Source organism: Pseudoclavibacter sp. CFCC 14310 (genome assembly GCF_008831165.1).
In the GTDB taxonomy this organism is placed as follows: domain Bacteria; phylum Actinomycetota; class Actinomycetes; order Actinomycetales; family Microbacteriaceae; genus Pseudoclavibacter_A.
Genome location: NZ_WBKC01000001.1, coordinates 124,498 through 145,177, shown reverse-complemented (window position 1 = coordinate 145,177; position 20,680 = coordinate 124,498). Strand labels below are relative to the sequence as shown.

Below are 20,680 nucleotides of genomic sequence, written 5' to 3'. Positions count from 1 at the left end.
GGCCTACACTGCGCTGTGCAGGCACTTTCCTTCTCGACCACGCACACACGCAGGAGCCACATGTCTTCGACCACAGCATCCACCGCTCGCCACGCCGTCACCGACGCCGATCTCGCCCCGGCCATCGCCGCCCGCTGGAGTCCGCGCTCCTTCGACGAACACGCGACCGTCGACAAGTCGGCGATCGCCGCAGCGATCGAGGCAGCGCGCTGGGCGCCCTCTGCGTTCAACAGCCAGCCCTGGCGCTTCGTCATCGGGCGTCGCGGCGAAGACGGCCGACGCGGCGCGATCTTCGACCGCGTGCTGCCGCACCTGACCGCCTTCAACCAGGCCTGGGTGCACCGGGCAGGCCTCGTCATCGTGAACGCGGCGTACATCGAGGCCGACGGGCACACGCTGCCGACCGCAGCGTACGATCTGGGTCTCGCCGTCGCGAACCAGACTCTGCAGCTGCAGTACGACGGCTATGACACCCACCAGATCTCGGGCATCGACGCCAGCGGCCTGCACGACGAGTTCGAGCTGCCAGACGAGATGCAGGTCTTCACCGTGACCGTCGCCGGTCGGCACGCGTCTCCAGACCAGCTCGACGAGGGCGCCCGTGAGCGCGAGGTCGCCCCGCGCGTGCGTCGCGGCAGCGACGAACTGGTGCTGCTGAGCGACTGAGCAGCTGGCTGAGTGCGCGGCTCGGGGCCGGTAGCTCAGGGCCGGCGGTAGCTCAGAGCCGGCGGCTGAGCGCAGTCAGCTCAGGGCACTCGGTAGAGCCACTCGTCGCTCGAGAACTTCGTCGCGGCGAGCTCTTCGGCCGCCGCCAGGTGCTCGGGCGACAGCGTGCCGGCGGTGAGTCCGTGCTCTTTGGCGAACACCTCGCACATGTGGTCGATGATCGCCTCACGGGGCAGACCGGTCTGCGACTTCAGCGGGTCGACGCGCTTGTTGGCCGAGCGGATGCCCTTGTCGCTGAGCTTCTCTCGACCGATGCGCAGCACCTGCACCATGCGGTCGGCGTCGATGTCGTAGCTCATGGTCACATGGTGCAGCACGCCGCCGCTGGTGCGCCCGCGCCCGGAGATGCGCTTCTGCGCGGCGCCGCCGATCTTGCCTGCGGTGCTCGCGATGTCGTTGAGCGGCTTGTAATAGGCGTCGATGCCGAGCTCACGCAGCGCCGTGACCACCCACGAGTCGAGAAAGGCGTAGGAGTCTTCGAAGCTCAGGCCGGCGACCAGACTGGCCGGCGCATACAGCGAGTAGGTGACCACGTTGCCGCCCTCCATGAACATCGCACCGCCGCCCGAGATGCGGCGCACCACCGGCACGTCGAAGCGGGCTGCCGCCTCGAGGTCGACCTCATTGCGCACCGATTGGAACGAGCCGATGACGATCGCGGGCTGGTTCCAGTTCCAGATGCGCAGGGTCGGCTTGAGTTCGCCGGCGGCGACCGCCTCGGTGAGCACCTGGTCGAGGGCGAGATGCACCCGCGGGGGCAGCGGATCAGTGCGCACCAGCTGCCAGTCGTGGTCGCGCCAGGTCGTGGCATGCGTGATCGCTCGGCGCACGGCCGTGACGATGCCCGGCACGGTGACGCCGACGAGGTGCACCTCTGGGCTCAGTGCCGACTCGATGCGCTGCTGCAGCGCACGGGCGGATGCGTCGGCCGGCATGCCTTCGACCGCCGCGTTGATCGCGTCGAGGGCGTGGTCGGGCTCGAGAAAGAAGTCTCCGGAGAGCTGGAATCCACGAATGAAGCCGTCGACGTCCTGCAGATCGACGACGACCAGCTTGCCGCCGGGCAGCTTGTACTCGCCGTGTCGGTGTCGGCTCTGGTCGTCGGGCTGGCCGGGCTGATCGGGCTGCTGTGCTGTTCCGTTGTGCGCGCTCACGTTCGGCAGTCTACTGACTGCCCTGCCTGCAGATCGGTGTGCTCGGGTTGCAGAGCGTTGCAATTGGCATTTTGGCCGCATCGGAATACAATCCGCCTCTCAGCGTTCATGACTATGGCAACCGGATCATGTGGCCTGACCACTAAAATGATTCGGACATCCTGGCGGCCGTTCCCGACCGCCACACGACGGCGACGACGAATCCGGGTCTGCACCCGGCCGATCTCGTGCCCGCAAGGCACCCGAGGTCTTCGTCGTCGCATCGAGAAAGAAGAGGTTCATGGCATACGCAACCACCAACCCGTTCACGGGTGAGGTCGTCAAGCAGTTCCCGAACGCCACCGAGCAGGAGGTCGACGCCGCACTCGAGCAGGCGCACAAGACGTTCCTCGACTGGCGCGAGACCAGCTTCGAGCACCGTGCCGAGATTCTGGCCAGCGCGGCACAGATTCTGCGCGACAACAAACGCGAATACGCAGAGATTCTGACCCTTGAGATGGGCAAGCTCATCGGCGAGGCCGAGCTCGAGGTCGAGCTCTGCGCGCAGATGCTCGACTACTACGTGAAGTTCGGAGCCGAGGCGCTCAAGCCTCGCTTCCTGCCCGCCGCCGGTTTCGGCGACACCGACGTGCAGCTGGTCAGCGACCCGCTGGGCGTCATCTTCGCCGTGGAGCCCTGGAACTTCCCCTATTACCAGGTCATCCGCATCACGGCCCCGCAGGTCACAGCCGGCAACGTCATCGTGCTCAAGCACGCGTCGAACGTTCCGCAGTCGGCGCTGGCCATGGTCGACCTGTTCGCCAAGGCGGGCGCCCCTGAAGGCCTGCTGACCAACCTGTTCCTGCCGCATGATCAGACCGAGCGAGTGATCGCCGACCCGCGCGTGCGCGGCGTCGCTCTGACGGGCAGCGAGAAGGCCGGCTCGCTCGTGGCCGGGCTGGCCGCGAAGCACCTCAAGAAGAGCACTCTGGAGCTCGGCGGCGCCGACGCGTTCATCGTGCTCGAGGATGCCGACGTCGAGAAGGCCGCAGACTGGGCCGTCTTCGGCCGCCACTGGAACGGCGGTCAGGTCTGCGTTTCGTCGAAGCGTCTCATCGTGGTCGACGCGGTCTACGACAAGTTCGTCGCCCGCTACCGCGAGGGCGTTGCCAAGCTCGTCGCCGGCGATCCTATGGATCCCAAGAGCACTCTGGCCCCGCTGTCGTCGCAGAAGGCCGCTGACGATCTCAAGGCGCAGGTCGAGCAGGCCGTCGCAGACGGCGCCAAGGCCGAGACCCTCGCCGCCGACGTGCCGGCTCAGGGCGCGTTCTTCCAGCCGACCATCCTCACCGAGATCGACGAAGACACCGATGCGTTCCACACCGAGTTCTTCGGCCCGGTGACGCAGCTCTACCGTGCCAAGGACGAAGACGACGCCGTGCGCATCGCCAACGACTCGCCGTTCGGCCTGGGCGGTTCGGTGTTCAGCCAGGACATCCACCGTGCTCAGGACGTCGCTCGTCGCCTGGACACCGGCATGGTCTACATCAACCAGCCCACCGGCGTGAAGGCCGACATCCCCTTCGGCGGCGTCAAGAACTCGGGCTACGGCCATGAGCTCATCGACCTCGGCATCAAGGAGTTCGTGAACGAGAAGGTCGTCGTCGTCACCGACATCGACGGATCGTTCTGATCGGTCTCGCCCGACGTTCTCATTGAGAGAACCCGGCTGGCCAGCACAGACGGACCAGCCGACCGCAGCAGCACCCCCGCACAGCATTCGCTGTGCGGGGGTGCTGCTGTCTGAACCCGGATTCGCGGCTCACCACACAGCGCGAATAGTCCGACGGGAGCTGGCCACAGCGCCAGGCACAGCAGCCCCCGGCCTCAGGTGAGGCGCGACGCCTGCGTGTTGCCACGCCTCTGCGCGGCCTCTGCCCGATCGGCGTCGCAGGCACGCAGGAACGCCAGGATGGCCTCGGCAGCCGGGTCGGCATCCGCGATCATCGTCTCGTGCCCCACACCGGGCAGCTGCACGAACGTCGCTCCGGGAGTCAGCTGCGCACAGTGCCGCACCCAGGGCTCGGGGCAGACTTTGTCATCGCTGCCACGCAGCACCAGCGTCGGGACACGGATTTGGGGCAGCACCTGCTCGATACGATGGTCGAGCATGATGCCAAGCTTGTCGGCGAACCACTTCGGGCCCACTTTGACGTAGTTCGCCAGACCGAGGCCCAGCACGCGCAGACTGTCGTCGCGCAGGTCGTCGGCCATGCGCAGCGCCTGCGTCGCCGCAGATCGCGCCGAGGCGTCGACCGTCGGCGCCATCAGCACCAGGCGGTCGACGAGCTCAGGGTGACGCACGCAGATCTCGGCGGCCACCTGAGTGCCCATCGAGTGCCCGACCAGCGTGACCGGGGTCGGCACACCGGCCACCCGCATCCATTGGGCGAGCAGGTCGGCGGTCTGCGGGATGTTCAACGGGGTCGGGCGCTCCGGAGAGTCGCCGAAGCCGGGCATGTCGGGTGCCCAGACCTCTCCTGCCGAGCTGAGCCGCTCGGCGAGACCGCTGAAGGTATTGCCCGCCATGCCGATGCCGTGCAGCACGACGAAGCGCCGAGACGCGCTCACACCGGTCACGGCGGCGAGATGCAGCATCGAGATCTCGCCGCCGTCGACCGTCACACGGCTGCAGGTGATATGTTCCGAGCGCCGGGTCTCTGCCACGGCAGGCTCAGCTGCGTTTGCGAGTGATCGCGCCCCAGATCAGCAGCACGATCAATGAGCCGCCGATGGCGAGAGCCCAAGAGCCGATCGAGAAGAAGCGGTTCATTTCGGCGCCGAAGAGCACGTTGCCCAGCCAGCCGCCGAGCATCGCACCGATGATGCCAAGTACCAGGGTCGAGATCCAGCCGCCCTCAGACTTGCCGGGCAGAATGGCTTTGGCGATGGCGCCGGCGATGAGGCCGAGCAGAAGGAATCCGAGAAAGCTCATGATGTCGTTCCTCTCTGTCGAGAGGCCAGCCGTCTACCGGTGTCGCAGGCTACGGCACCGCTGCGCATGACCTCGTGTGGTTATGGTAGCCGCTCGTGTGAAGGGATGTCTAACTGAGTGAGACGTCGCTCGTCGCCTCACTGCGCCGCAGCGAAGTCACCAGCTGATCGAGACGCATGCCCGGAACGTACGCCTCGGTGACGGCGAGCGCGATCGACGACAGCGCCGAGGCATCCGGATACACCACTGAGATCTGCTGCTCTTCGGGCTGGAACTTGCGCTTGAAGAAGAACAGCGAGCGAAAGCCGTAGACCGGCTCCAGGGCGCCGCTGATCGCGGCCAGCAGGCGGGAGAGCGCCGAGCCGTCGTCTTCGTCGAGACCGGCGAGCGGTGCCGCTGAGAGGCTCATGCTCTCGGCCTCGCCCTCCTCTTGCAGCCGCTCGGCCATGCGGGCGATCAGAAACTCCATCACGCCGTTCGAGCTGTCGGGGTGGCGGCGCATGAAGTCGAGCGTCCATCCGACGACCCGCCCGTCGCGCCAGAACGGCAGCCAGCTGGTCACGGCGAGCACCTGACCGTCTTCGTTCTCGGCCAGCAGCAGGCGCACCCGGCGGTCGCGCAGCTGTTCGACGCCGCCGAGCGTGAAGCCCATCTCGGGCAGCGCCTTCTCGCTGACCCATTCCTCGCTGATGGCCTTGATCTGCAGCTGGGTGGCCAGCGAGAGGTCGGCGAACACCGACAGGCGGTCGGTCACTCCCTCACGCTTGGCGCGGTTGATCGCCGTGCGCACATCCTGCCAGCGCTTGCCCTTCGTCTGCCAGTGCACCGGGTCGATGACCGACTCCAGGCCGACCGGCTGAGAGCTCCACCCGTGCGCGGCCAGCAGGTCGCGGCAGTGGTCATGCACGCTGTAGAACACCGGCACCAGCGCGTGATCGTCGCAGAAGCGCACGAACTCCAGCGTGGCCGAATCGATCTCGTTCTCAGCGCCGAACGGCTCGCCCACAGTGAGCGCGACGCCGTGCGACGCACGATAGGCGATGCCGACTCGTCCGGTCGACGAGAACCAGTACGTATTGTGCGGCCAGGTGGCCATGAACGAGAGCGAGTGGCCGCCTTTGAGCAGCAGATCGTCGACCTTCGCCCGTGCCGCGCGCTCCGAACGCGGCGGCACCACCTGCAGCAGCGAGATCGAGCTGATGACGACCACCAGCCAGGTCACCGGGCCCATCCAGTGATAGATCGTGCTGGCGAGCGCCTCCACCGGCAGGAAGCCGGGTCGTGTGAGACCCAGGAACCCGGCGGGCAGAAACCGCTCGGGCAGGTCGGCCAGCAGCCCGCCCAACGACACCTGCGGCGTGAAATCTCCGGGACGCGCCACACCGACGGCGAGATACAGCGCCGAAAGCAGCACGAAGGTGCCGAGGCTGGCGGTGATCGCACCGATCAGACGTCGGCGCGACGGGCGCAGCTGCAGGTGCCTGAGCCCGCCCACCAGCATCGCCGAGACGACGAGCGGGGCCAGCGCCGAGGCCAGCAGCACGAAGGTGATCTCGCCGACCCCGTGATGGTGGTTGAGCGACAGCCCGCCGATCAGGAACGGCCCGATCAGGAAGTACCAGAGCGAGAGCAGCGAGTAGGCGAGGTTGATGCCGATGGCCATCCAGGCCGCCACGCGACGGCCGCGCAGGATGCCATACGCGCTCACGAGCAGCAGCAGAGTCGGCAGAATGGTCACCACGATGCCGCTGATCGTCGAGACGCGCGCCACCGAGAACTCGTGCAGACACCCGGTGAGCTGGTCGCTGGCGAGGCACCGTGCCAGGTGGTCGGAGTTCGGCCCCGACCCGCTGATGTCGATGTCACCCTCGCTGAGCAGCAGACCGAGGGGGGCGAGCGGGCCGATCGGCATCGCCGAGAACACGGTGAGCACCGGGCCGACGCCCAGTACCGCGACCATCGTCGCCAGCAGCACACGGGCCTCGTGGTGCGAGCTGCGGCCGACCACGTGCACGTGACGGTCTCTGCCCCACCACATGCCCAACAGCTGCCCGATGACCGCGGCCAGCAGCGCATAGAGGTGGCCCGGGGTCGCGCCGAAGAGCAGCAGCGCGATCAGAACGGAGTAGCCGACCATACGCACCCGACGACGCCAGAACACGTTCATGACGCCGGTCGCGGCCAGCAGCACGCCGGTCAGCGGCGCCCACACCGTGCTGCTCGACTGCGCGACCAGGCTCAGCGACCACAGCTCGTTGATGTGCAGCCCTGCAAGCAGCAGCAGCATGCCGATCACCGTGCCGCCGAGGCCGGCGACGACGAGTCCGACCAGCGCGCGCAGCCAGCCCAGCCGGCGCTCCGCGACGCCCAGCAGCACCAGGGTGAGCGCAACGTGCACCGCCACCAGCATCCACCGCTCGCTGATCAGCATCGAGACCGGAACGAACAGCGCACGCCCGGCCACCGTCTGCATGACGCTGACGCTTGACAGGTCGGTGCGCAGCGACGTGCCCAGCACTTGGTCGAGCACCCGCACCAGCACGTTGGCGGCGATCAGCAGAATCACCACCGTCACGGTGAGCGGTCGGGCGCGCAGCCAGCGCGGCACGGCAGCGAAGAGGCGTCTCATCTCGTCGATCATGGCGTCGCCCTCACGACGTTGGGCCAGGTCTGGGCGGGCTCCTCCTGATCGGCCAGGCCGAGCCGGTTCCCGAGCGCATCGATGATCGGCGGCAGCACTGCGCGCACCGTGTACCAGTCATGGCCGGTGCCCTGCGAGATGAAGGTCTGCACCTCACGGCCCGACTGCTTCGCGACCGGAACGAACTTGGCGATCGCGGCCTGCGCGTCGGCGTCGTTGCTGCCGGCGGCCAGAAGAACGTCCTGACCTTGGGCCGGATGCTGTGCGAGCGCCCCGAGCGGAGTCTTGGCGACGAATGCGCTGCGGTCGCCCCCGAAGTACTGATCGATCATCTCGGCCTCGGGTGCGTTGTTGGGCTGCATCTCGCTCGAGATCGCGAAGAGGTGCCCGAAGCGCGCCGTGTTCGCGGGTCCCATCTGCATGGTGCAGGTGGCGCCCTGGCTGAATCCGCCGAGCGTCCACTGACTCGACTCGGTGCTCACCGGCAGGTGGTGCGAGATCCAGTCGGGCACATCCTGCATGAGGTAGGTCTCGACCTGTCCCATCTGCTGCGAATCGACGCAGATGGGATTCTGGTAGGCGTCGCCGAGCTGATCGGGCACGACGACGATGGGGGCGATGCCATCGTGTTTGGCGGCGTAGGCATCGAGCACCGGCTGCAGCTGGCCGGCGGTGAACATGTCGTCAGGCGCACCGGGCTGCCCGGTCATGGCCACGATCACCGGAAGCTGCGGCGGGTCGTCGGCGACGGCTGCGGGCGGCAGGTAGACCACGCCGTCGCGAGGGCGGAAGTTCGAAGCCTGCGTCGGAATGTGCACCGAGACGACCGTGCCGTGATCGGGCAGGTCATGGTGCCGACCGCGCCAGTCGCCGAGCGAGAGATCAGAGGTGCGCAGCAGCGAGTCGTTCGCCGGACCGAACTTCGAGATGCCCAGTGCGGCGTGCAGCGTCGGGTACTGCCCGAAGGTCGAGTTCACCTGCAGAGCGGTGAAGCACAGCGAGGCGACCGCCACCAGCAGAGCGACCCATCGCCGCCAGCTGCGCCAGCTGCCTGCGACGACGATCACAGAGATCAGCAGGCCGAGCTCGGCGAACCCCAGACCGACCCGCCGCATGGCGACGGCGCCGATGCTGACGCCGAACACGTTGAACACGTCTGAGACGAGCCAGGCCCCCAACCATCCCAGGCCGCCGCTCGCCACGGCGATGCCGATCACCACGAGCAGCGTTCTCCATCGGCGCCACATCGACACCAGCAGCGCGACGATGCCTGCGAACACGACGATGCGCAGGGTCGAGACGAGCGTGCCGTCGACCAGGTTGACGTCAGGCAGCCAGTTCAGCATCACCTACCGAGCTTTCGCGTAGCGGGCGACGACGTCATCGCACAGCAGCACCTGCCCCACGTCGCCGGGCGCGTGCCCGAGAGCGGTGACGAGGTCGTCTGGCAGACGGTCGAGGTCGTAGTAAGTCGTGGTCGGGGCGCCGGTTAGCGCACAGCGGCCCACCTGCGCTGCGTGGTCGCTGAATGTGATCGTCTTGCGGTCGTCGAAGACATAGAGCGACCCCTGCCAGAGGCCGTCGTCGCCACGCTGCTCGCCGTACCGGACGATGCCGCCGTCGATCTGGTAGACCTCGTCGAACCCACGAGCGCGCATCAGCGCCGAGAGCACTTCACAGCGGATGCCGCCGGTGCAGTAGGTCACGATCGGCCGGTGCTTGAGGTCGTCGTAGTCACCACGGTCGAGCACCTCGACGAAGTCTCGGGTGTGCTCGACTGGCGGCACGACGGCGCCAGCGAAGTGTCCGACCTCGGCTTCGAAGGCGTTGCGCCCGTCGAAGAACACCACCTCGTCGCCGCGTTCGGCGACCAGCTGATCGACCTGTGCCGGGCTGAGATGCCGCCCGCCGCCCACGACGCCGTGTTCGTCGACCCGGAGCTCTCCGGGAGCGCCGAACGAGACCAGCTCGGCGCGAACCTTGACCCGGAGGCGCGGAAAGACCTGTTCGTCGGCCGACGACCACTTCACTTCGAGGTCGTGGAACGGCTGATACTCGCGTGTTCGCCGAACGTAGGCGCGGCACGACTCGATGTCGCCGCAGACCGTGCCGTTGATGCCGTGCTCCGAGACGATGATGCGTCCGCGCAGATCGAGCCCCTCGCACAGCGCGATCTGCCAGAGCCGCACGGCCTCGGGGTCAGCGACCGGAGTGAAAAGGTAATAGAGCAGGACCTTGCGCATGATTTCACAGCCTATCTGTTTCCGGTCGGCACAGAACAGTGATGCCGCTACAGTGAACCTCATGACAGCGACTGCACAGGTGCTCGAACAGTACCTCGATCACCTGCGGCGATCGGGTGCCGAAGTGCACACCATGATCGACCGCTGGGGCGTTGCGAACTACCACTATGTGTGGCGCACCGAGTCCGAGCGGTCGCGCGGTGTGGTGCAGCTGGTGCACGGCATCGGCGAGCACGCCGGTCGCTACATCGCGATCGCAGGTCGGCTCACTGCGGCAGGGTGCGACGTCGTAGCCGACGATCATCGCGGCCACGGTGCGACCGGGGCGGCGGCGCTGCTTGACGTACCGGAGGACGACCCCGCCGTGGCCGCACAGACCGACACGCTCAGAGCGATGGGGCGGCTGAGAAAAGGCGGCCTCGAGGCCACCATCCTCGCCGTGCTCGCCGTCTCGCGAGCCGCTGCAGAGCTCGGTGACGGCCGGCCACCGGTCATCTTCGGGCACAGCTGGGGCTCGTTCATCACCCAGCACCTGCTGAACATCCGCTCGCAGACGTACTCTGCCGCAGTGCTCACAGGAACCGCCTACTGCCAGCCCGGGTGGGTGACTCCCAGCCGTTTCAACCGGCGATGGGACGCCCCTGGTGCCAGCGGCTACGAATGGCTCAGCAGTCGTCCCGAAGTCGGCCGAGCCTTCGCGGCAGATCCCCTGACCACCGACCGCACCGTGCTCTCCAGCCACGGCTTCTGGGACGCTCTCCGGCTGTTCACCCGGCCCACGCCGCGCATCCGCAGCGACATCCCACTGCTGATCGCCAACGGCGCCGACGACCCGGTCGGCAGCCCGAAGTCGGTCGAACGACTCGCGCAGGCCTATCGAGACGTCGGTCTGCAGCACGTCGACGTGCGGCTCTACGAGGGCATGCGGCATGAGATCTTCAACGAGGTCGACGGTGATCAGGTGATCAGCGACATCATTGCCTGGATCGAGCAGCAGCTGTGACCCACAGCACGACTGACACGACGGCCGCCGAACTGACCGAGCTGACGCGCGGTCTGGCTTCGGGGCACGGGCTGCTCATCGAGGGCGAGAGCGGCCACGTGCTGCCCATGCTCGACGACGGCTGCTGCCAGCTCATCTACATCGACCCGCCGTTCAACACCGGCCGGCGGCAGACATCGCAGCGCATGTCCGCTCGACGAGTGAACGACGAGTCAGACGGCCAAGCGCCGGCTGATGGTGACGCCTCGGAGCCGAGCACATGCGGGGCCGCGGCCTCCCAAGCCGGCGCGACCACGGCATCCACGGCACAGCCGGCCGGACGGCTGCGCACCGGCTTTCAGGGCGCCTCGTATCGCGCCGTGCGCGGTCGACTGCGCGAGTACGACGACCGCTTCGACGACTACTGGGGGTTTCTCGAGCCGCTGCTGATCGAGGCCTGGCGGCTGCTCGACGAGACCGGCACGCTCTATGTGCACCTCGACTATCGCGAGGCTCACTATGCCAAGGTGATGCTCGACGCCGTCTTCGGGCGCGACTGCTTTCTCAACGAGCTGATCTGGGCTTACGACTTCGGAGGCAAGTCGCGGCGACGCTGGCCGGCGAAGCACGACACGATTCTGGTCTACGTGAAACGCCCGGATCGCTATTTCTTCGACTCGACCGGCGTCGACCGAGAACCGTACATGGCACCGGGTCTGGTCACCCCCGAGAAGGCCGCACGAGGCAAGCTGCCCACAGATGTCTGGTGGCACACGATCGTGCCCACCAGCGGGTCGGAGCGCACCGGCTACCCCACGCAGAAGCCCGAAGGCGTGCTGCGTCGCATCGTGCAGGCCTCGAGTCGGCCGGGCGATCTCGTACTCGACTTTTTCTGCGGATCAGGCACCACCGGAGCAGTCGCGGCCCAGCTCGATCGGCGCTTCGTGCTGATCGACCGCAACCCCGACGCCGTCGAAGTGACCGCAGCGCGCTTGGGCGACCGGATCACCACGATCTGATCAGCGAGGCCTGACCGCGGGGGTCTGCTGCTGCCACGCGTCGAGCAGCGCGGGCAGCTGCTGCTGCAGCACTGCGAGATCGGCGCCGGATGCCGTGGCCGCGTAGCCGTCGACGAAGCGCTGATACTGCTGCGGCACCGATGCGTTGCGCTGCACCGGCAGTGCGCTCCACGAGCGCGCGATGTCGCTCTGCACCCCATCGTCGAGCAGCAGATCGACGAGCTTGCGCGACTCGTTGACGTGTGCGGAGCCCGCCACTATCGCGGCGTAGCGCACCCGCGGCGTGCATGTCGAGGTCACCGCATCAATATTCCCCTGAGGGAATATATCGACGGCGCGCATCGCCGAGGCGAACACCACCGGGCGATCGCCCCCGCCCATTGACGAGGCCTGCAGCGCCTGCGTCTCGGTGGGTTCGATCTGCGCCTGACCGAGCTGGCGCAGGGAGTCGGTCAGCTGGTCAGTGCCGCTGCTCTGCCGGTCGACGGCTGCGAGCGCCACCAGGCCCGAGCTGTCGCTGGCCGGGTCGGGCATCACCAGGCGGTCGGACTGAGCGACGACGTCGTGCAGCGATGTGGGCGCCGGCCTGCCGTTGGCAGCCACCGCAGAGCCATCGACCAGCGCACAGACCAAGTCGTAGCTGACCGCGGTGAGCCGGTCGCTGCGATCGAGCGCGAAGTCTGCGGCCCCGTCGCCGGCACGAGGCGAGACATACGAGACCAGACCGGCGTCGCCGTCGATGCCCGAGGAGTTCGCGGCGCTCACACCCAGGACGAGATCGGCGTCGCCATCATGCAGATGTGCCGCCAGATCGTCGGCGCTGTGCGAGTCGTCGACCGACAGCGACATGCCGGTCTGCTGCTCGAATCGTTCGGCGACACCGTCTGGCAGCGACAGCCCGGCGGCGATGCGCACCTCGAGCGGCCCGGTCGTGGTCTGCGGAACGGTGGGCGTCGTGCACCCGCTGGCGGCGACGCTCAGCGTCAGAGCGAATGCACCTGTGACGACGGCGCGGGGCACACGGCGGAGACGACCACCAGCGCGACCGCGGGCACGAGGATGTCGGGAGAGCAGCGGTGAGAGCACACCGAGGAGTCTACCGGCGACGCTCAGTCGCAGCCTTCCAGACCTCGTAGACTGAGTTGCGCTGACGTTCGGGCTGCTGCACAGCCGCCCGACGGCGCGATTCAGCCTCAGATGGGTTGAAGTCACAGGTGAAAGCGATGAGTGCATGACCGATTCCACGACGCAGGCCGTCTACAGCTACCTGGGCCCGGCGGGCACCTTCACCGAAGACGCACTGCGCCAGGTCGACCCCGAGCACCTGGGTCGGTGGCAGCCGGTGACCTCGGTGGTTCAGGCCATCGACGACGTCGCCACGGGTCGGTCGACCCACGCGGTGATCCCCATCGAGAACTCGATCGAGGGCGGCGTCAGCGCCACGCTCGACGCCCTGGCCACGATGCCGGGCGTTCGCATCCTCGGCGAACGCCTGGTGCCCATCACCTTCCATCTGCTGGCCCGACCTGGCACGACCCTGAGCGAGGTGCGCCACCTCACCACGCATCCGATGTCGTACCCGCAGTGCCGCACCTGGCTGGCCGACCATCTGCCCGAACACGATTTTCTGCCGGCGCCGTCGAACGCCGCAGCCGCCGCGAGCGCGCTGCACGATCAGAACATCGACGCCGCCATCGCCGGCGAACGGGTGCTCGATCACTACGACCTTGAGGTGCTCGCCCGTGACATCGGCGACAACCGCAACGCCGTGACCCGGTTCGTGCTGCTCGGCCCCGACCGCGGTCTGCCCGCACCCACCGGAGCAGACAAGACGAGCCTGATCGCCGAGCTGCCGGTCGACGAGGCCGGAGCGCTGCTGAGACTGCTCGAGCAGTTCAGCACCCGCGGCATCAACATGACTCGCATCGAGTCGCGCCCCATCGGCGACGAACTCGGCCGGTACCGCTTCAACATCGATCTCGAGGGGCACGCCATCGACGCCCGAGTCGCCGAGGCGCTGCGCGGTGTGCACCGTTTCAGCCCCAACGTCGTGTTCCTGGGCTCCTACCCACGAGCGACGCGCGAAGCCTGCGAGCCCATGCCGCATCAGACCAACGACGACTATGAAGACGCCGCCCAGTGGTACGAGGCGCTTCTGCAGTGATCGACCGCCGTCTCCCCACTCCACCCGGTCGCCGCGCCCAGCTGCGCCCGGGGCAACATCCGCACCAGATCGCCGAACATCGCCGTCAGCTGCGCATTCGTGTGGCGACCATCACCATGACGCTGCTGGCCGTGCTGATGATCGCGCTGGTGCCGCTGCTCGAACGCGGCGAAGGCGACGCATCCACCGCGGCCCAGAGCGACGAGGTCGCCACCGAGCCGCCATCCGCGGCCGAGCCGCACGAGCAGATCAACTGGTCTGACACGTCGGCGCTCCCTCCGCTCGACACCGATCTCGACCTCACCCAGCACTCCACCGACGATCCCTCCTCGATCTGGGTCGTGACGAACAAGGCGCGCCCGCTCTCTCCGATCGACTGGCAGCCTGACGATCTCGACACCGTCAACGTCTCGGTGAACCGTGACGGCGAGCGCCTGCGGCACGACGCGGCGGCCGCACTGCACGACATGGACGCCGCCGCTCAGCGCGAACTCGGCCAGGGCATCCAGATCATCAGCGGATTCCGCAGCTATCAGCGGCAGCAGGCCCTCTACGAGACGTACGAACGACGCGACGGGCAGGCCGCCGCCGACCGCTACTCGTCACGTCCAGGCCACAGCGAGCACCAGACGGGCCTGGCCTGCGACATCAACGAGACTCAGCCTCCGTGCGAGCTGTGCAACGAGTTCGCTCACACCGGGCTCGGCACCTGGCTGCAGCAGAACTCTTGGCGTTTCGGCTTCGTACAGCGCTACGAGACCGGCCAGGAGCAGACCACGGGATACATGGAAGAGGCCTGGCACTACCGCTACGTCGGCGTGCCCCTGGCCAGCTGGATGCGACAGCACGACGTGCACACGCTCGAGAAGGTGTTCGGGCTGCCCGACGCGCCAGACTATCTCAAGCCCTGATGCGGCGCTGCGCGAGTGGCCGCCTGCAGGCTGCGGTCAGTCGGCGAGCCCGGCAGGCACCTGCACCAACAGCGCCCCGCGTCTGATCCGCGCTTCGAGACCGATCGCCTCGCCGAAGACGTCGCCGTCCAGCTCGCACGGCACCACCCGTTCGACGCTCACATCGATGGTCTTGCCCACCGTGTGCGAGAGCGTGGTGAGCCGGTGGGTTCCGCCGAGCTCGACCAGACGCTGGCCGGTGCGCGAACGCGTCAGCTGATGCTCGACCACGATGCGCCGCCAGAGCCCGAACCAGTCGCTGAGCCTCCGTGGAGAGATCGCGAGCACGTCGAGCTCGCCGTCGTCGATCGAGGCGTCGGGCACCAAGAGCAGATTGCCGGGCAGCATGCCGCAGTTGCAGATCAGCACCGTGTGCGAGCGCGTGCGCATGTCGCGGCGCCGGTCGGCGGTGATGCGCGCGCGAAAGCGTTCGGCCCGGTTGACCGCGCGCAGCGCACCGGTCACGTACGCGACCCAGCCGAAGAGCCGCTTACCGCGTGAGCTGGTGCTGACCATGATCTCGGCGTCGAGGCCGAGGCCTGCCATCACGACGAACGCCTTGGTCTCGATCTGGCCGTCGACACGGCGGATGCGGGCCTCGCCGACGTCGACGGCTCGCGGCTGGCCGGTGAAAGCGACTTCGATCGCGTCTTCGACGTTCGCGAGGCGCAGCTCGAGGTTGCGCGCGAGGACGTTGCCGGTGCCTGCGGGAATCAGTGCCACGGGCACGCCTGAATCGGCGACCTCTTCGGCCACCACGCGCACAGTGCCGTCGCCGCCGGCGACGAGAATGAGCTGCACGCCCTGTTCGAGCGCAGTACGGGCCGCAGCGGCGCCCGAGTCGTCGGCCGAGGTCTCGAGCCAGAGCGTCGACCCCCAGCCGTGGCGTTCGGCCTGACGCTCGACGATCGGATTCAGGCGCACACGGTCGAGTTTCACCGGGTTGTAGACCACGGCGGCTCGACGACGTTTCGCGCCCGGGGATCTGACCATGCCCTCAATCGTAGCCGCGCATTCTGAATGCCTGCTGTGGCTGCCCTGCGCGTGCTGCGCGGGTGGTTTACGCTGGTGGGGTGATTGACGTCGAACTGCTGCGTACCAACCCAGATCTCTTCCGCGAGAGCCAGCGCGCCCGTGGAGGCGATGTCAGTGCTGTCGACCAGGCTCTTGAGGCCGATGCCTCGCGCCGGGTGTCGCTGACCGAGTTCGAGACTCTGCGTGCTCAGCAGAACGCCTTCGGCAAGCAGGTCGCCAAGGCGCCGAAAGAAGAGAAGGCCGCACTTGTGGCTCAGGTCAGAGAGCTGGCCGACCAGGTCAAGCAGGCCGAGGGGCGCGCACGCAAGGCCGAAGAGCAGTTCTCGGTCGCCGTGCGCGGCATCCAGAACCTCGTGCTCGAGGGGGTGCCCGAAGGCGGCGAAGACGACTTCACCGTCGAACGCGAGATCGGCGAGCACCCGCAGTTCGACTTCGAGCCGAAAGACCACGTCGCGATCGGCGAGCACCTCGGGCTGTTCGATCTGGAGCGCGGCGCGAAGGTCTCCGGCGCGCGCTTCTACTACCTCACCGGCTGGGGCGCTCGGCTGGAGCTCGCCCTGCTGAACCTCGCACTCGACCAGGCGATCGAGAACGGCTTCACCCCGATGATCACACCCACGATCGTGAACCCCGAGATCATGCAGGGCACCGGCTTCCTCGATCAGCACTCCGACGAGATCTACCACCTCGACGCAGACGACCAGTACCTCACCGGCACCAGCGAGGTCGCGCTGGCCGGGTATCACTCCGACGAGATCATCGACCTCACAGCCGGGCCGAAGCGCTACGCCGGCTGGTCGACCTGCTACCGACGCGAGGCCGGCTCGCATGGCAAAGACACCCGGGGCATCCTGCGCGTGCACCAGTTCAACAAGCTCGAGATGTTCGTCTACACGACGCCTGATCAGGCTCTCGCCGAGCATCAGCGACTGCTGAGCTGGGAGGAGCAGATGCTGCAGAAGGTCGAGCTGCCGTACCGAGTGATCAACACCGCCGCCGGCGATCTGGGCTCATCAGCCGCTCAGAAGTTCGACACCGAAGCCTGGATCCCGACGCAGCACACCTACCGCGAGCTGACCAGCACGTCGAACTGCACCACCTATCAGGCACGCCGCCTGGGCATCAGATACCGCCCCGAAGAAGGCGGCAAGACGGCTCCGGTCGCCACCCTGAACGGCACTCTCGCGACCACGCGCTGGCTCGTGGCGATTCTCGAGAACCACCAGCAGGCCGACGGATCGGTGCGCGTGCCGGCAGCACTGCGCCCGTATCTGGGCGGCATCGAGGCGATCACGCCGGGCGCCTGACGCCCCGCTCCGTTCGCCACAGTGTCACCGGCATGGGCTACTGTGCGGGTGAACGAAGAGGAGCAACATGGTTGGCAACGCACTGCCTTGGCACGCCCCGGGCAAGGGTTCGTTTCCCGAGACCGGCAGCATCCCGCTGCCGCCTGTGCATGATGAGGGCCGCTGGCTGATCGCACTCGACCTCGACGGCACCACGGTTGACGCAGACAACCGTGCCAGCGCCGCCGTACAGCGCGCGATCGACATGGCACAGGCCGCTGGCCACGTCGTGATGATCGCCACAGGGCGCCCCATTCAGGGTGTCACAGGCATCTACCGCGAACTGGGCCTCACCGCCGAATACAGCGTGTGCTCGAACGGTGCGCTCGTCTGCGGCATGCGCGAGCCGACAGGTCAGGCCGCCCAGGGCATCCGCACTCGGGCGGTCGACGACAGCGGCGTCGAGCCGCACGAAGAGTGCACCGGGCACTGGCGCGTCGTCGACATGACGCTCTTCGACCCGGCACCGGTCATCGACGCCTTGGTTCCCTCGCTGCCTGACGCCAAGTATGCCGTCGAAGACGCCGACCAGGGCTGGCGGTTCTTCCGCCCGTTCAACGCGGGCACCTTCAGCGCTCCCGCCGAGCTGGTGTCGCTCGACGACCTGCGCTCACACCCTGTGACACGCGTCGTCGTGTTCTCTCCCGCGCATGACACCGCCGAGTTTCAGCGCATCGTCGAGGGCATCGGCCTGCACCAGGTGAGCTACTCGGTGGGCTGGTCGGCCTGGCTCGACATCGCACCCTTCGGCGTGAACAAAGGCACGGCGCTCGAGAAGGTGCGGCGCCGGCTCGGCATCCCGCGCAACCGCGTCGCGGTCGTCGGCGACGGGCTCAACGACATCGAGATGATCACCTGGGCGGCAGAAGAGGGCATCGGTGCGGCCATGGGGCACGCACTGCCCGAGGTCAAAGCGATGGCCAACCGAGTCGTGGCCGATCTCGAAGGCGACGGTGTCGCCGATCTGATTCATTCGATCGTCGGTTGACGAGCGCTCTCGTCGCCACAGAGCCAGAAGACGCATCCACGCGGGGCCGGCCCTTGTCTTGTATAATGGTCTGGTTGTCTCTTGCTCTCGCATCCCGATCTCGACTGATAAGGCCGCGCGGCGAGACCGACATGGTGGGCTGTCCGAGCGGCCGAAGGAGCTTGTCTTGAAAACAAGTGAGGGGCAACTCTCCCTGGGTTCGAATCCCAGGCCCACCGCCATGAACTGTGAACGGGAGTCGGGTCGACGTGAGCGCTGAGTCGCAGCCGCAAGCCGAGGGCACTCCCGCGCCACGGCATCCGCTCGACGTCGCCATCGTCGTCGTCACGTACAAGCGCACCAAGCTGCTGCGCGTACTGCTCGACAGCTTCACTGAGCTCAAGACCTCGCCCTCATGGATCGTGATCGTGGACAACGCCTCGCACGACGACACCGGCGAGATCGTCGAGTCGTACCGCGAGCGCTTGGGCAAACGCGCCGACGGCCGCGATCGCCTCGTCTACGCGCCCCAAGAAGAGAACACCGGCGGGGCCGGAGGCTTCAGCGCGGGTACGAAGATCGCCTACGACCTGGGCGCCGAGTGGCTGTGGCTGATGGACGACGACGTGGCCGTGCTGCCCGAGGCGATCGAGCGGCTGACCCCGTGGACCGACCGTTTCAAGGTCATTCAGGGGCGCAGGTACAACTACGACGGGTCGCCGTTCTACTGGCAGTTCGACTTCAACGTGCCGCTGGGCATTCCGAACCCGGTGGCCAAAGACGACTTCAGCGCCCAAGACTGGCTGCCGATGAACACGGTCTGCTTCGAGGGCGGGCTCTTTCATCGCGACGTCGTGCGGCAGGTCGGGCTGCCCGATCCCCGCTTCTTCATCTACTGGGACGACACCGTCTATGGCTACCTGACCTCCAAGGTCACGACGCCGGCGCTGGTCAACACCTTCATTCTGCGGCGCACCCGCGAGATCAAACGGCTCGATCTCGGCACCCGCAAGCTCAACGGCACCAGCGACATGGTGCGCTTTCACATCATGCGCAACCGCGGCTACATGGCGCGGTACTTTCGCCTGCATGGCGACTACAACCGGTTCGTCTTCGGCTTCGGCACGCTGCTGACGCTCGCGAAAGAGGTCATCCGCATCGTCACGGTCGACCATTCGTTCAAGTCGGGGCTGTCGGCGCTGTTCAAAGGGATGCGCGGGGCGCGAAAGATCTACCGCGATCGCTCTTGGAAGCCGATGCCGCCGCTGGACTAGGGCCTGGCTCTGCAGCACCTTTTGTGGGGAAAGCGCCCGTTCGCCACAAGAACTGCTACACGGCTGCAGCGATGGCACAGCCCCGAAGAAGTTCCTGCGGCGTCGCCGCCGCCGTTCGCTCCAGATGCACCGCGTTCGCTCCAAATCGCCCCCACTTCGAGCGATCGGCGGCAGCAACGAGCGATCCGTGGCGACGACAGACGAGCTTGGAGAGTCGTGTCAGTCGCAGCATGTAGAGTGCCAGTAACCAGCACGAAGGAGCCTCTTATGACAACTCTCACTGTAGGCAGTGCAAAGCTGCATCGACGCACTGTGACGCCGTCCGAGCTCCGACGAGAGATCGACGAAATCACACGCGAGTTCGGCCCGCTTGAGATGCTTCGCTCCAAAGATGAACGCGACGCCCTCACAGCTGACGAACGAGCAGCCATGCGCCGGCTCGACGGTCTGACTTTCCTGCTGCACGGCAAGTGAACAATGCCCCGCTGCCGCTCTGGCAGCAAGCTGCGGATTTCGCACTGGAGCTCATGGAGACTCTTGCAGGAGTGCTCCCGACGGGTGACCTCGGGCTCGAGCTCACAGCAGAAGTCAACAACGCGACCTATCAGTTGACGACCGCTGACCCACATGGCATAGAGCTCCGGGTCGATGACAAACCAGCCTTTCGATTCGAGATCGACTATCGGCTGGTCACCAACACGCGCGGTGACTGGTTGAAAGTACAACGGTCATCGTTTGCAGTCGTTCCCGACGGCACAGGCGCGCCCTTCTTTCGCTACGACTTCGACGTTGACGCTCGCAGCGTCCCCCGCGCGCATCTTAATGTGCACGGCCACCGCGACGACATGATCGAAGCCCTGCTCGGAGGAACAAGTTCGCGGTCCAAGTCCAGACGCCAGCGGTACCTCAAAGAAGGCAGACTCCCCCGCCTGTCAAACTTCCATTTCCCTCTCGGCGGCCAACGGATGCGGCCCTGTATCGAGGATGTTCTCGAAGTCGTGGCTTCAGAGCTCAACATTGATGTTCGAGCGGATTTCGAACAGGTGCTCCAGAACGGTCGTGAACGATACCGCCGCAAACAGCTTCAGGCTGCCGTCAGAGACTCTCCTAGCGCTGCAGCTGAGGCGCTGGCCAGCCTCGGCTACGACGTCACCATGCCTGCGAATCCTGCCGTTGACCACTCCGAGTGGCTCCGCCTCGTCTGA

At 66.9% G+C, this 20,680-nt stretch carries 19 protein-coding genes and 1 tRNA gene; 12 read left to right on the top strand and 8 right to left on the bottom strand.

Features of this window, described 5'->3' with window-relative positions:
* Positions 1 to 60: 60 nt before the first annotated feature.
* Complete coding sequence (locus tag F8O06_RS12125; RefSeq protein ID WP_192496780.1) at positions 61 to 666, top strand: nitroreductase family protein; 606 nt, start codon at positions 61 to 63, stop codon at positions 664 to 666.
* Positions 667 to 746: 80 nt separating this feature from the next.
* Here F8O06_RS12125 and F8O06_RS00610 read toward each other — a convergent pair whose 3' ends face one another.
* Positions 747 to 1,793: a biotin/lipoate A/B protein ligase family protein gene (locus tag F8O06_RS00610; RefSeq protein ID WP_158037539.1), complete on the bottom strand. Its 1,047-nt coding sequence runs from the start codon at positions 1,791 to 1,793 to the stop codon at positions 747 to 749.
* A gap of 367 nt (positions 1,794 to 2,160) precedes the next feature.
* Here F8O06_RS00610 and F8O06_RS00605 point away from each other — a divergent pair, with 367 nt between their 5' ends.
* The gene (locus F8O06_RS00605; protein ID WP_158030377.1) at positions 2,161 to 3,552 is read left to right on the top strand and encodes an NAD-dependent succinate-semialdehyde dehydrogenase; all 1,392 of its coding nucleotides are present in this window, start codon (positions 2,161 to 2,163) and stop codon (positions 3,550 to 3,552) included.
* 194 nt (positions 3,553 to 3,746) lie between these two features.
* Here the strand turns inward: F8O06_RS00605 and F8O06_RS00600 are convergent, their stop codons facing one another.
* The 5 genes from F8O06_RS00600 to F8O06_RS00580 form a co-directional block, all read right to left on the bottom strand.
* On the bottom strand, positions 3,747 to 4,586 hold the full coding sequence (locus F8O06_RS00600; RefSeq protein WP_158036998.1) for an alpha/beta fold hydrolase: 840 nt from the start codon (positions 4,584 to 4,586) through the stop codon (positions 3,747 to 3,749).
* Positions 4,587 to 4,593: 7 nt separating this feature from the next.
* Positions 4,594 to 4,854 carry a GlsB/YeaQ/YmgE family stress response membrane protein gene (locus F8O06_RS00595; protein WP_158030379.1) on the bottom strand — a complete coding sequence of 87 codons (261 nt, stop codon included), beginning with the start codon at positions 4,852 to 4,854 and terminating at the stop codon, positions 4,594 to 4,596.
* Positions 4,855 to 4,963: 109 nt separating this feature from the next.
* The gene (locus F8O06_RS00590; RefSeq protein WP_192496779.1) at positions 4,964 to 7,483 is read right to left on the bottom strand and encodes a bifunctional lysylphosphatidylglycerol flippase/synthetase MprF; all 2,520 of its coding nucleotides are present in this window, start codon (positions 7,481 to 7,483) and stop codon (positions 4,964 to 4,966) included.
* Between the two features lie 8 nt (positions 7,484 to 7,491).
* Entirely contained in the window at positions 7,492 to 8,841 is a 1,350-nt protein-coding gene (locus F8O06_RS00585) for an alpha/beta hydrolase (RefSeq protein WP_225733366.1), read from the bottom strand.
* Positions 8,842 to 8,844: 3 nt separating this feature from the next.
* The gene (locus tag F8O06_RS00580; protein ID WP_158036995.1) at positions 8,845 to 9,738 is read right to left on the bottom strand and encodes a rhodanese-related sulfurtransferase; all 894 of its coding nucleotides are present in this window, start codon (positions 9,736 to 9,738) and stop codon (positions 8,845 to 8,847) included.
* A gap of 61 nt (positions 9,739 to 9,799) precedes the next feature.
* Between F8O06_RS00580 and F8O06_RS00575 the strand changes: the two genes are divergently transcribed.
* Together F8O06_RS00575 and F8O06_RS00570 are read left to right on the top strand one after the other, a co-directional pair.
* Positions 9,800 to 10,741: an alpha/beta hydrolase gene (locus tag F8O06_RS00575; RefSeq protein WP_192496778.1), complete on the top strand. Its 942-nt coding sequence runs from the start codon at positions 9,800 to 9,802 to the stop codon at positions 10,739 to 10,741.
* A 107-nt stretch (positions 10,742 to 10,848) separates the two neighbouring features.
* Entirely contained in the window at positions 10,849 to 11,739 is an 891-nt protein-coding gene (locus F8O06_RS00570) for a DNA-methyltransferase (protein WP_158037537.1), read from the top strand.
* On the opposite strand, the gene F8O06_RS00565 is transcribed toward F8O06_RS00570, so the two are convergent.
* Positions 11,740 to 12,825 carry a substrate-binding domain-containing protein gene (locus F8O06_RS00565; RefSeq protein WP_192496777.1) on the bottom strand — a complete coding sequence of 362 codons (1,086 nt, stop codon included), beginning with the start codon at positions 12,823 to 12,825 and terminating at the stop codon, positions 11,740 to 11,742.
* A 145-nt stretch (positions 12,826 to 12,970) separates the two neighbouring features.
* On the opposite strand from F8O06_RS00565, the gene pheA reads away from it, so the two are divergent.
* A complete protein-coding gene (pheA, locus tag F8O06_RS00560; RefSeq protein WP_158036992.1) occupies positions 12,971 to 13,903 on the top strand; it encodes a prephenate dehydratase in 933 nt (310 codons plus the stop codon).
* Positions 13,900 to 14,814: a D-alanyl-D-alanine carboxypeptidase family protein gene (locus tag F8O06_RS00555; RefSeq protein ID WP_158036991.1), complete on the top strand. Its 915-nt coding sequence runs from the start codon at positions 13,900 to 13,902 to the stop codon at positions 14,812 to 14,814. The genes pheA and F8O06_RS00555 overlap by 4 nt, the downstream gene beginning before the upstream one ends.
* 36 nt (positions 14,815 to 14,850) lie before the next feature.
* Here F8O06_RS00555 and F8O06_RS00550 read toward each other — a convergent pair whose 3' ends face one another.
* Positions 14,851 to 15,846, bottom strand: coding sequence for a diacylglycerol/lipid kinase family protein (locus tag F8O06_RS00550; protein ID WP_158030387.1), 996 nt, complete (start codon positions 15,844 to 15,846; stop codon positions 14,851 to 14,853).
* 80 nt (positions 15,847 to 15,926) lie between these two features.
* Between F8O06_RS00550 and serS the strand changes: the two genes are divergently transcribed.
* From serS to F8O06_RS00520, 6 genes are all read left to right on the top strand, one after another.
* Positions 15,927 to 17,195 carry a serine--tRNA ligase gene (gene serS, locus F8O06_RS00545; RefSeq protein ID WP_158036990.1) on the top strand — a complete coding sequence of 423 codons (1,269 nt, stop codon included), beginning with the start codon at positions 15,927 to 15,929 and terminating at the stop codon, positions 17,193 to 17,195.
* A gap of 67 nt (positions 17,196 to 17,262) precedes the next feature.
* Positions 17,263 to 18,222 carry an HAD hydrolase family protein gene (locus F8O06_RS00540; RefSeq protein WP_158036989.1) on the top strand — a complete coding sequence of 320 codons (960 nt, stop codon included), beginning with the start codon at positions 17,263 to 17,265 and terminating at the stop codon, positions 18,220 to 18,222.
* A gap of 133 nt (positions 18,223 to 18,355) precedes the next feature.
* Positions 18,356 to 18,443 (top strand) — tRNA-Ser (locus tag F8O06_RS00535).
* Between the two features lie 27 nt (positions 18,444 to 18,470).
* On the top strand, positions 18,471 to 19,475 hold the full coding sequence (locus F8O06_RS00530; RefSeq protein WP_158036988.1) for a glycosyltransferase: 1,005 nt from the start codon (positions 18,471 to 18,473) through the stop codon (positions 19,473 to 19,475).
* Between the two features lie 267 nt (positions 19,476 to 19,742).
* Entirely contained in the window at positions 19,743 to 19,949 is a 207-nt protein-coding gene (locus F8O06_RS00525) for a hypothetical protein (RefSeq protein WP_158036987.1), read from the top strand.
* Positions 19,946 to 20,680 (top strand): hypothetical protein, encoded by a 735-nt coding sequence (locus F8O06_RS00520; RefSeq protein WP_192496776.1) that lies wholly within the window; start codon positions 19,946 to 19,948, stop codon positions 20,678 to 20,680. Before F8O06_RS00525 ends, F8O06_RS00520 begins: the two co-directional genes overlap by 4 nt.

Coding starts and splice junctions, on each gene's coding strand:
- F8O06_RS12125 (WP_192496780.1), top strand. CDS start 61: ATGTCTTCGACCACAGCATCCACCGCTCGCCACGCCGTCACCGACGCC.
- F8O06_RS00605 (WP_158030377.1), top strand. CDS start 2,161: ATGGCATACGCAACCACCAACCCGTTCACGGGTGAGGTCGTCAAGCAG.
- F8O06_RS00595 (WP_158030379.1), bottom strand. CDS start 4,854: ATGAGCTTTCTCGGATTCCTTCTGCTCGGCCTCATCGCCGGCGCCATC.
- F8O06_RS00590 (WP_192496779.1), bottom strand. CDS start 7,483: ATGAGACGCCTCTTCGCTGCCGTGCCGCGCTGGCTGCGCGCCCGACCG.
- F8O06_RS00585 (WP_225733366.1), bottom strand. CDS start 8,841: ATGCTGAACTGGCTGCCTGACGTCAACCTGGTCGACGGCACGCTCGTC.
- F8O06_RS00580 (WP_158036995.1), bottom strand. CDS start 9,738: ATGCGCAAGGTCCTGCTCTATTACCTTTTCACTCCGGTCGCTGACCCC.
- F8O06_RS00575 (WP_192496778.1), top strand. CDS start 9,800: ATGACAGCGACTGCACAGGTGCTCGAACAGTACCTCGATCACCTGCGG.
- F8O06_RS00570 (WP_158037537.1), top strand. CDS start 10,849: ATGCTCGACGACGGCTGCTGCCAGCTCATCTACATCGACCCGCCGTTC.
- pheA (WP_158036992.1), top strand. CDS start 12,971: ATGACCGATTCCACGACGCAGGCCGTCTACAGCTACCTGGGCCCGGCG.
- F8O06_RS00550 (WP_158030387.1), bottom strand. CDS start 15,846: ATGGTCAGATCCCCGGGCGCGAAACGTCGTCGAGCCGCCGTGGTCTAC.
- F8O06_RS00540 (WP_158036989.1), top strand. CDS start 17,263: ATGGTTGGCAACGCACTGCCTTGGCACGCCCCGGGCAAGGGTTCGTTT.
- F8O06_RS00525 (WP_158036987.1), top strand. CDS start 19,743: ATGACAACTCTCACTGTAGGCAGTGCAAAGCTGCATCGACGCACTGTG.